At 60.1% G+C, this 10,050-nt stretch carries 9 protein-coding genes; 3 read left to right on the forward strand and 6 right to left on the reverse strand.

All coding sequences use genetic code 11. From position 1 onward, the window contains the following. Together AC6RA8_RS15195 and AC6RA8_RS15200 are read left to right on the forward strand one after the other, a co-directional pair. Positions 1-482: HAD family hydrolase (locus AC6RA8_RS15195; RefSeq protein WP_500353613.1), on the forward strand; the 482-nt coding region annotated here is incomplete at its 5' end. 268 nt (positions 483-750) lie between these two features. Beyond that, complete coding sequence (locus AC6RA8_RS15200; RefSeq protein WP_500353615.1) at positions 751-2,139, forward strand: D-alanyl-D-alanine carboxypeptidase family protein; 1,389 nt, start codon at positions 751-753, stop codon at positions 2,137-2,139. Here the strand turns inward: AC6RA8_RS15200 and AC6RA8_RS15205 are convergent. After that, positions 2,136-2,945, reverse strand: a complete 810-nt coding sequence (locus tag AC6RA8_RS15205; RefSeq protein ID WP_500353617.1) for a M90 family metallopeptidase — start codon at positions 2,943-2,945, stop codon at positions 2,136-2,138. The two genes, AC6RA8_RS15200 and AC6RA8_RS15205, sit on opposite strands and share 4 nt — an antisense overlap. Then, positions 2,942-3,817: a LysR family transcriptional regulator gene (locus AC6RA8_RS15210; protein ID WP_500353619.1), complete on the reverse strand. Its 876-nt coding sequence runs from the start codon at positions 3,815-3,817 to the stop codon at positions 2,942-2,944. Before AC6RA8_RS15210 ends, AC6RA8_RS15205 begins: the two co-directional genes overlap by 4 nt. Before the next feature lie 225 nt (positions 3,818-4,042). Here AC6RA8_RS15210 and AC6RA8_RS15215 point away from each other — a divergent pair, with 225 nt between their 5' ends. After that, complete coding sequence (locus tag AC6RA8_RS15215; RefSeq protein WP_299599837.1) at positions 4,043-4,279, forward strand: DUF6552 family protein; 237 nt, start codon at positions 4,043-4,045, stop codon at positions 4,277-4,279. A 56-nt stretch (positions 4,280-4,335) separates the two neighbouring features. On the opposite strand, the gene AC6RA8_RS15220 is transcribed toward AC6RA8_RS15215, so the two are convergent. The 4 genes from AC6RA8_RS15220 to AC6RA8_RS15235 are packed head-to-tail and all read right to left on the reverse strand — an operon-like array spanning position 4,336 to position 10,046. Beyond that, on the reverse strand, positions 4,336-5,913 hold the full coding sequence (locus tag AC6RA8_RS15220) for an ABC transporter ATP-binding protein (RefSeq protein WP_500353621.1): 1,578 nt from the start codon (positions 5,911-5,913) through the stop codon (positions 4,336-4,338). Then, positions 5,913-7,094, reverse strand: coding sequence for an ABC transporter permease (locus AC6RA8_RS15225; protein WP_500353623.1), 1,182 nt, complete (start codon positions 7,092-7,094; stop codon positions 5,913-5,915). The genes AC6RA8_RS15220 and AC6RA8_RS15225 overlap by 1 nt, the downstream gene beginning before the upstream one ends. Next, positions 7,094-8,185, reverse strand: a complete 1,092-nt coding sequence (locus AC6RA8_RS15230) for a microcin C ABC transporter permease YejB (protein WP_189368120.1) — start codon at positions 8,183-8,185, stop codon at positions 7,094-7,096. The genes AC6RA8_RS15225 and AC6RA8_RS15230 overlap by 1 nt, the downstream gene beginning before the upstream one ends. Positions 8,186-8,189: 4 nt before the next feature. Further along, complete coding sequence (locus tag AC6RA8_RS15235; RefSeq protein ID WP_500353639.1) at positions 8,190-10,046, reverse strand: extracellular solute-binding protein; 1,857 nt, start codon at positions 10,044-10,046, stop codon at positions 8,190-8,192. Between the last annotated feature and the right edge of the window lie 4 nt (positions 10,047-10,050).

The raw sequence follows: 10,050 nt of genomic DNA on the forward strand, positions 1-10,050 counted from the left end.
CCCTTGAGGTGACCGAAAACCGGGTGCCAGGAGATGTCATTGGCGATCTGATCGCGGCTGGTCAGGATATGCTGCGCCATCCCATCGACCTGTTGCCCCACGCGGACGAGGCCGTGGCGCGCGCCAAGGAACATGGCCCGGTTCTGTTGATAACAAAGGGCGATCTGCTGGATCAGGAGCGCAAGCTGGCGCAATCCGGTCTGGGTGATCTATTTGACGGGGTCGAGATCGTGTCGGACAAAACCCCGGCTGTCTATGCTCGCATCTTTGAGGGCTTTGGCGGCGCAGACCGCGGTATGATGGTTGGCAATTCGATGAAATCCGATGTCCGTCCGATGATTGATGCGGGCGGTTTTGGTGTCTTTGTGCCCCATGATCTGGCCTGGGATCTGGAGGCTGCCGACGCGCCAGAGGGACACCCGAGATACGCTGCCCTGCCTGATTTGGGGGCCTTGTCCGACTTTCTGCAGTCGCAGCGATAAGCCGCCGCCACATTCCTGCCACAATCGCCCTTTTTGGGGCCATGCGTTGCCGCATCCCCCACATGTTGTTTGATGCGGGTGCAGAAAAACGGAAACGTGAGCCGCATCAACACTTTATCGAAACTGCGACCTGTGTTAGCGTGGCGGCAATTACAAAAAAGGTCAGTCGAATAATCGACGGCCAGAGGCAGATATAGGCAGGTTTACCGTGAAGGTTCGGCGCGCACAGCCGGCCCGGCTAGGGCTTATTCTTTTTGCATTGTTGTGGATGGTGGTCATTGTGCCCGCCTCTGTCATGGCGGCGCCTTATGCGGCATTCGTGATGGACGCCCGGACGGGTGAAGTCTTGCATTCCCGCAACGCGGACACGCAGTTGCACCCCGCATCACTGACCAAGATGATGACGCTTTATGTCGTCTTTCAAGCGGTCGAGCGCGGCGAGATCACCATGGACACCAAGGTGAAGATTTCGAAAAAGGCCGCGGCCGAGGTGCCATCGAAACTGGGCCTGCGCGCCGGGTCCAGCATCAAGCTGCGGTATCTGGTCCGCGCCTCTGCCGTGAAGTCGGCCAATGATGCGGCCACCGCCATTGCCGAGGCCATTTCGGGATCCGAGGCCGCCTTTGCACGCCGCATGAACCGGACAGCCAAATCGCTGGGCATGACCCGAACGACCTTCAAGAATGCGCATGGTCTGACCGAGAGCGGCCACATGTCCACAGCCCGCGACATGTCCACCCTTGGACGGCACCTGCTGTATGATTATCCGCAGTATTACAATCTGTTCTCGCGCACTTCGACCAATGCCGGGATCGCCACCGTGAACAACACGAACCGTCGGATGCTGGCCAATTACAGGGGCGCGGACGGGATCAAAACCGGCTACACCCGTGCCGCCGGTTTCAACCTTGTTGCATCGGCCGAGCGTGGGAACGAGCGCATTATCGCAACGGTTTTTGGTGGCAAGTCCACCGCGTCGCGCAATGCCAAGGTGGCAGAGCTGCTGGACCTTGGGTTCCGCCGTGCGCCCAGCCGCGCGCCACTGCGCAAGCCATCCAAGCCCAGCTATGTGCCTGGAGATGAGCCCATCATCGTTGCGGGCAACCAGGATGCGCCGCGGGGTGCTGGCAAGATCATTCGCCTGAGTGGCGCGGTCAAAACAAGCTATCGCCCCAAGATGCGTCCCGGCAGCGCCGCCCCCGTTCTGGTCGCCGAAGCGCCCGTTGCATCGACCGTCCTGCCGGATGACATCCAAACCGCCCTGGTCGCGGCGCAAGTCAGCGAGACACCGGCGCCCGCTGCTGCAACTGCGGTCACTGCCGCGTTGGCACCACCAACGGTTCGTCCAGAGGCACGTCCCACGCAGGTGGCGCTGAGAGCGGAGCCCGAGGTCGTAACCCGCGTGTCCACGTCCGGAGGCCGCCATTGGGGTGTGAATGTGGGTCGCTATGGCAGCCGCTACAAGGCTGAGAAGGTGTTGCTGCAGACCGCCTTGACCGAGATGTCATCGCTGGATGGCAGCTTGCGCAAGGTTGTGCGCCGCCCCACGGGCTTTGACGCCAATTTCATGGGCATGACCCGTGATGGGGCCGATCTGGCCTGCCGTCGCCTGCAATCGCGCAACATGACCTGCTTTATGATCGGGCCGCAATCCTAGCGCCAACTGGCTGGATCAACGTTCAACAGCTTGGACAGCTGCACGTAGACTTCAGGCTCCGCCTCCTGAAGCGCGTGTGGCTTTTCAAAAAACAGCTCGACCGCGACGGCAAAGAACTCTTCGTGGCTGGTTGCGCCATAGGCATCGATCACAGTCCGCCGTCCAGCCTGCGTGTTGGCGACATGCCGATCATAGGCTGCAACGATCACCTGCGCCCACCGCGCAAAGCTTTGGCCCTCGGCCATGGGCGGAGCACCGTCGGTCTGGCCCGACAGATCATCCAGTTGGTGCGCAAACTCATGCAGGACCACGTTCAACCCATCGCTGTCATTAAGCCCACCCTGCTGCACGTCCCGCCACGACAGCACGACCGGGCCCCGTGACCAGCTTTCGCCAAGGCGCACCACCTCTTCCTCAGTCACCACATAGCCATCCTGCAAGGTTTGCTTGGATTTGAACGCGCCGGGATAGATCAGCACGGTCGTCAGGTGCTTGTACCAGGCCTCCGTACCGACAACGAGCAACGCCGCCTGCCCCGCAATGCTGAGCGCAATGTCGTCGGTCACTTCAAGCCCGTCGCACCCCACCAGATCGATCTGGTTAAGGAACAGCGCAACCTTGCCTTCAAAAGGTTCCTTGAGCTCGGGCGGCAGTTTGCGAACCAAGGGCACCTGCGCCCGGATGATACGCCATTCTTCATCCGTCAGGCGCGAGGCAAGCACCTCTTGCTGCCACTGTCGTTTCGACCACGCACGCCACGCCAGAAAGCCACCGATCAGGATCAGAAGCCCAAGAAACAGGATCATTCCTTCGCCGCCTTTCTGATCCAGCGGATAAAGTCCCGCAGTGCAGGGCGCAGAATGCCAGGGCGCGTGACAAGATGATACCCTGCGCCATCGACCGCATCCTCGTGCAAAATCACCAGCCGACCAGCTGCGATGTCAGCGGCAACAAAGTTGCGGACGGTGACAGCAAGCCCCTGCCCGTCCCGCGCCCCATCCAGCATGAGATTTCCGGGCACCTGCGTCACCGGCCCCCTTGGCATGTCGGCCGCTCCGCGTTGGGTCAGCCATCTCGAACTTTCCGTGGTCCCAACCTCTTCCAGCCACGGTAACGCCCCAAGGCTGGAGGGGTCGGACACATCGCGACCGGCAACAAGGTCAGGCGCAGCGACAACCACCATCGACGTTGGAACCAGAAGTTCGCTGTCGAGCCCCTCCCATCCACCAACGCCATAGCGAATGGAAAGATCGACACCGCCGGGCGACAAATTCACAATGTCTGATGTCGGGTTGAGCACCAGATTGATCTCGGGATGCTTGACCCGGAACTCGGACAGGCGGGGCATCAACCAGGCAGAGGCAAAGCTGGGTGTGGGCGAGATATGCAGCGGACGCGCCGCCTCGGCCCCCGTCACCAGTGCCACGGCGCGCGTGATGCTCGCGAAGCCATCCGCACAGCCTTGCGCCAGAATCTCACCATCAGAGGTCAACCGCATGGCCCGCCCCGAGCGATCAAAGAGGCTCACGCCCAGATGCGCCTCAAGCGCGCGCAATTGCTGGCTGACAGCCGCATGGCTGACCGACAGCGCCTGCCCCGCTGCAACCACGCTGCCCGTATCCACAAAAGCGGCAAAGGCCCGAAGGGCCGCCAAAGGCGGAAGGCTGCGCCATTCCATATGTCAGTTCAGCTTACACATGAGCATTCCATTTGAGTCGCATAAACGGCCCGTTGGATCAATATTTAATCATGTTCCTTAACCGCCCAAGAGGTGTTCCATGCTCAACATCTACGCTCAAACTTTCATGACAGCGACCCGCCAACGGCGTTGCGTCCGGGTCAGCCTTCCCAAAACCCACTGGTGGCACGGCAAACGCACCAAATGCATTGATCTGGAACGGCTATGAACGCACTCGTGCGGCGCTCGACCGAGACAAACACGATCAAATGGGGCGCGTCAGTCATTCAAATCTTTGGTTATGGCGCAACCGCGATCGGGCTCGCGCCTCTGAACATGTACCTGTTCCTGGCCGGACTGATCGGCTGGCTGATCGTGGGCTGGCGCTGGAATGACATGGCAATGACGCTGATCCATGTCATCGCGCTGGCGGCCATGGTGATCGGACTGGCCCTGGCCTGAAGGGACGGCGGGCGGGGTGTCGTTGACCCAAAAGGGGCAACGCACGTCGCCCTCCGTCAATGCGTGGCTTGCAAAAGCAGGCGGGTGTAGTCGGTCTGGGGCCGCTCAAACAGATCCTCGGCCACGCCCTGCTCGACAATATCCCCCTGCTTCATCACCAGCATCTTGTGGCTCATGGCCCGCACCACCTTGAGGTCGTGCGAGATGAACAGGAACGCCAGCCCGTATTTCTCCTGCAGCCCGCGCAGCAGCTCAACAATCTGTACCTGCACCGTCATGTCGAGGGCGGAGGTCGGTTCATCCAGCACCACCAGCTTGGGTCGCAACACCATGGCCCGCGCAATGGCGATGCGCTGGCGCTGGCCGCCGGAAAACTCGTGCGGGTACCGATCCATGGTCATGGGATCGAGGCCCACCTCAGTCATCACTTCGGCCACCACCTCGCGCGCGCTGCGCCCATCATCAATGCCATGCACACCAAGCCCTTCAGCAATGATTTGCATCGCCGTCATACGGGGTGACAGAGACCCGAACGGGTCCTGAAACACGATCTGCATATCCTTGCGCAAACGTCGCAGCTCGCGCACGGACCAAGCCCGGATGTCCTGCCCCATATAGACAATCCGCCCCTCGGACGAGATCAGCCGCATGATGGCAAGCGCCAACGTGGTCTTGCCCGATCCGCTTTCCCCCACGATGCCCACGGTTTCGCCCGCGCGCACCCTGATGGTCGCGTCGTTCACCGCCTTCACATGGCCGACCGTCTTGCGCAGAAGACCCGCAGTGATGGGGAACCAGACTTTCAGGTGTTCCGTTTCGGCAACCAGCTCCGCGTCCTGCGGCACAGGCGACGGTTGGCCCGTCGGCTCCGCGCTCAGCAGCTTTTGGGTATAGGGGTGCTTGGGTGCGTCGAAAATCTCTTTCGTCGGACCGGTTTCCACGATCTCGCCATTCTGCATAACGCAGACGCGATCCGCGATGCGCCGCACGATGCCGAGGTCGTGGGTGATGAACAGCAAGCCCATACCTTCGGACGTCTTGAGGTCCCCCAGCAGATCGAGGATTTGCGCCTGGATGGTGACATCAAGCGCCGTGGTGGGTTCATCAGCGATCAGGATGTCCGGCTTGTTGGCAAGCGCCATGGCGATCATGACGCGCTGGCGTTGTCCGCCCGACAGTTCATGCGGGTAGGCGTTCAAACGGCTCTCAGCGTCGCGGATGCCCACCTTGTCCAACAGTTCAAGGATACGTTCCCGCGCCGCATCTCCGGCGATCCCCTGATGCAGAGCAAGGCTTTCGCCCAATTGCTTGGCAATCGTATGGAGAGGATTCAGCGACGTCATCGGCTCCTGAAAGATGAACGAGATGTCGTTGCCGCGCACCTTGCGCAGCAGCCGCTCCTCCGCCCCGATCATTTCCTGACTGTCATAGGTGACGGAGCCCGTCACCTCGGCACTGTCGCCCAGCAGGGACACGGTGGATAGTGCGGACACCGATTTCCCCGACCCGGACTCCCCCACCAGCGCAACCGTCTCGCCCCGGTCCACATGGAAAGACACGCCCCTGACCGCCTCGGTCAGCTGCCCGTCCTGGCGGAAACCGACGCACAGGTCATTGACTTGTAGGAGCGCCATCAGGAGAACGTCTTTCTTGGGTCGAACGCGTCGCGGATGCCTTCGAAGATAAAGATCAACAGGCTGAGCATCACGGCGAACACGGTAAAGGCGGTGAAGGCAAGCCACGGGGCCTGCAGGTTCTGCTTGGCTTGCAGCGTCAGTTCCCCAAGCGAGGGGGCGGAAGACGGCAAGCCAAAGCCGAGGAAATCGAGCACTGCGAGGGACGAGATGGTGCCCGTGATGATGAAGGGCAGCATGGTCAGCGTCGCCACCATTGCGTTGGGCAGCATATGCCGGAACATGATGGTCAGGTTGCTGACGCCGAGCGCACGCGCCGCGCGGACATATTCGAGGTTCCGGGCACGTAGAAATTCTGCCCGCACCACGCCCACAAGGCCCGTCCAACCGAACAGGATCAAAAGGAACACAAGCAGCCAGAAACTTCGGCCCAGGATCGCGAACATGATGATGATGACGTAAAGGCTGGGCGTGGAGGACCAGATCTCGATAATCCGCTGGAAGATCAGGTCGGTGCGCCCGCCGAAGTAGCCTTGTATCGCGCCTGCAAAGATGCCGACGACGGCTGAGGCCCCTGTTACCACAAGGGTGAACAGGACGGACAGGCGGAAGCCGTGAATGACGCGGGCCAGCACGTCCCGTTTGGTGCCATCGGTGCCCAAGAGGTTCTCGCCATTGGGCGGCAGCGGGGCCGCGCCGGGGCGATCCACGGCGGTGTCGAAGCTGTAGGGAATAAGGGGCCAGATGGTCCAGCCCTTGGTGATCGCTTCGCCATCAACCTCGCCATCCTGCGCGTCTTCGATGACGCCTTCGGGGTCATCGAAACACAGATCTAGCCCACCTGATACGATCAGGCATTCCACTTCAGGGTCGCGATAACTGGCCTCGGTCCGGAAGTCGCCGCCAAAGGCGGTCTCGGGGTAGAAGTTCCAGATCGGGGTATAGAACTGGCCTTGATACCGCACGAGGATCGGCTTGTCATAGGCGATCAGTTCGGCGACCAGAGATAGTCCGAACAGGATCGAGAAGATCCAGAGCGACCAGTAGGCACGACGGTTCTTTTTGAAGTTCCGCCAGCGGCGCTGGTTCAGCGGCGACAAGGAAAAGAACGGGCGACGCGGGGCTGGCACCACAGCGGCAGGCGTGCTGTCCGTATCGATCACGGGGTCTGGCATAGCCATCAGCCTTCCCTCCGCTCAAAGTCGATGCGCGGATCGACCAGCACGTACATCAGGTCCGAGATGATGCCGACCAATAGGCCCATGAGGCCAAAGATATACAGCGTCCCGAAGACAATGGGATAGTCGCGGGCCACCGCCGCCTCGAACCCGAGCCGCCCCAGACCATCCAGCGAGAAAATGGTTTCGATGATCAGGGAGCCACCAAAGAAGACGCCAATGAACACTGCGGGGAAACCCGCAATGACGATCAGCATGGCGTTGCGGAAGACATGGCCATAGAGCACGCGGCGTTCCGAAAGACCCTTGGCGCGGGCGGTCATCACGTAGAGTTTTTTGATCTCGTCCAGAAAGCTGTTCTTGGTCAGCAGTGTCAGCGTGGCAAAGGCCCCAATTGTACCTGCCAACACCGGGAGAGTGATGTGCCAGAAATAGTCGGCCACTTTGCCCAAGGCACTGAGGTCATCGAAGTTGTCAGAGGTCAGGCCGCGGAGCGGGAATATCTGGAAGTAACTGCCACCGGCAAAGAGCACGAGCAACAGAATGGCAAATAGAAACCCGGGGATGGCGTAGGCCGCGATGATTGCGCCAGATGTCCAGGTATCAAATGGCGTGCCATCCTTGACCGCCTTGCGGATGCCCAGCGGGATCGACACGAGATAAGCGATAAGTGTGGACCAAAGCCCCAGCGTGATCGACACGGGCAGTTTTTCAATAATCAGGTCCACGACGCTGATAGATCGGAAGTAGCTGTCCCCAAAGTCAAATCGGGCATAGTTCCAGATCATGTTCAGAAAGCGCTGTACGGGTGGTTTGTCGAACCCAAACTCGGCTTTCAGTTCCTCGATGAATTCAGGTGGCAGCCCTCGCGCGCCCACATATTCACTGTTGGATGCGGTATCGAGCTCGTCGGCCCCAGCATCATTGTTGCCCCCGGCAAAGCCACCAAAGACGTCACCCCCACCCTGCGCGCGCGCGATGGCCTGCTCTACGGGACCGCCGGGCACGAATTGTGTCAGGGTGAAGTTGACCAACAGGATGCCCAGCAAGGTCGGGATGACCAAGAGCAGCCTTCGCAGGATATAGGGGCCCATTGCCTTACCTCAGCGCGCCGGACGCTTTGATGGCGGCGGCCTTGTCTTCATTCACCCACCAGAAATCCAGGTAGCCAAGGTTGTAGGGTGGAATGACCGCAGGGTGTTCGTACATATCGTAGTAAGCCACCCAATGGTTTGGATTATACCAGACGGGCACCATGAAGAACTCATGGCGCAGCGCTCGGTCGAGCGCCATCATGGCCGCTTCTTCCTCTTCGCGCGTTTCAGCCCGCAAGGATATATTGATCAGTTCGTCCACCAAGGGGCTCGCCAGTCCTGCAGGGTTGAACAGCGAGAATGCCGCGTCTTCAGATCCAAATCGCTGGCGCAGGCCCGTCCCTGTGCCAAGGAACGCCGCGTAGCTGTCATAGAGAAGATCATAGTCCCGATCTCGTTCGCGCGCCGTGAATTGCGACGAGTCGACCCGTTCGAGCGTGATATCGATGCCCATGTCAGACACGTTCGACACAAAGTTTTCCATGACACCGGTGAGTGTCGGAGACGCGGAACTGCTGAACAGGAAGTTCAGCGCCAGGGTCTCTCCGTTCGCGTTGCGACGCAATCCGTCGTCGCCCACTTCCCATCCCGCGTCATCCAGCAGACGCATTGCCTTGCGCAGATTGCGACGGTCGCGCAACGTTTCCGGATTGGATGTATGAGGCATACGCGCAGGTTCGGTCAGCAGTTCTTCGGGCACCAAATCACCCAAGGACTGCAGCAACTCCAGTTCCAGCCCCTGTGGAGCTTCGGTCGCCATGACGGGGGTGCCCTGGCTGAAGGAGGCGCGCTGTTTGAACAGGCCGTATTGCAGGCTTTCGTTCGTCCATTCGAAATTGTAGCCGAGCGCCACGGCTTCCCGCACGCGGCGGTCCTTCAGCTGATCCGATGCCAGGTTGAAGATGATGCCAGTAGGAGTGGGCGGCGATCCGTCCCGCAGTTCCTTTTTTACGACGTCGCCCGATTGCACTTTGGGGAAGTCATACTGCGTGGCCCAGATGCGGCTATCGCCTTCAGGCCGGAAAGTGTATTCACCCGCCTTGAATGCCTCGAACGAAGCGGCGCTGTCGCCAAACATTTCCACCCGCAGGCGGTCAAAGTTGTTCCGGCCAACGTTGAACGGAAGATCATTGCCCCAGTAGTCCGGGTTCCGTTTCAGCACGATCCGGCGCGAGATATCCACATCTTCGACCATGTAGGCCCCAGAGCCCGGCGAGATATCCAGCCTGCTTTCGTTCAGCTTCGCGCCTGTTTCCTCGTACCATTTTCTTGACCATGCCGGCACGCCGCCGACCTGTTCGATCAGTGACCGACGCGAGATTCCGTCTGTGAAGTAGAATTTGATCGTGTGATTGTCGATCACCTCGACCTTGGGAATGCGTTTGCGCACAGCGTCTGCATAAGACTTGAAGCCTTGATCCAGAAGCAGGTTGTGGCTGAAGGCGATATCGTGGGCCGTTACCGGCGTGCCGTCAGAAAAGCGCGCCTCAGGACGCATGTAGAAGATGACCCAAGAACGGTCCTCGGGATACTCTAAGCGTTCGCACAACAGGCAATAGTATTCACCGTAGACGTCGGCCGGCGCGGCGCCGCCCCCGGGTGCTTCACCCAACAGGCTTTCATACATCATGACCGAGAACAGATGCGCACGCCCCTGGCGCGCATAAGGGTTCATTGAATCGAGCGTCCCGACAAAGCCAATCGCCAGTTCACCACCCTTTGGTGCGTCCGGATTTACATAATCGAAATGCGGATAGTCTGCGGGGTATTTCAGATCGCCATAAAAGGAGTACCCGTGCGACGAGATGATTTTCTCATCTCCCTCTGCCCGCGCCGTGCCGGACAGAACCAGCGTTGCCAATAGA

It is taken from the genome of Tateyamaria sp. (genome assembly GCF_059783535.1).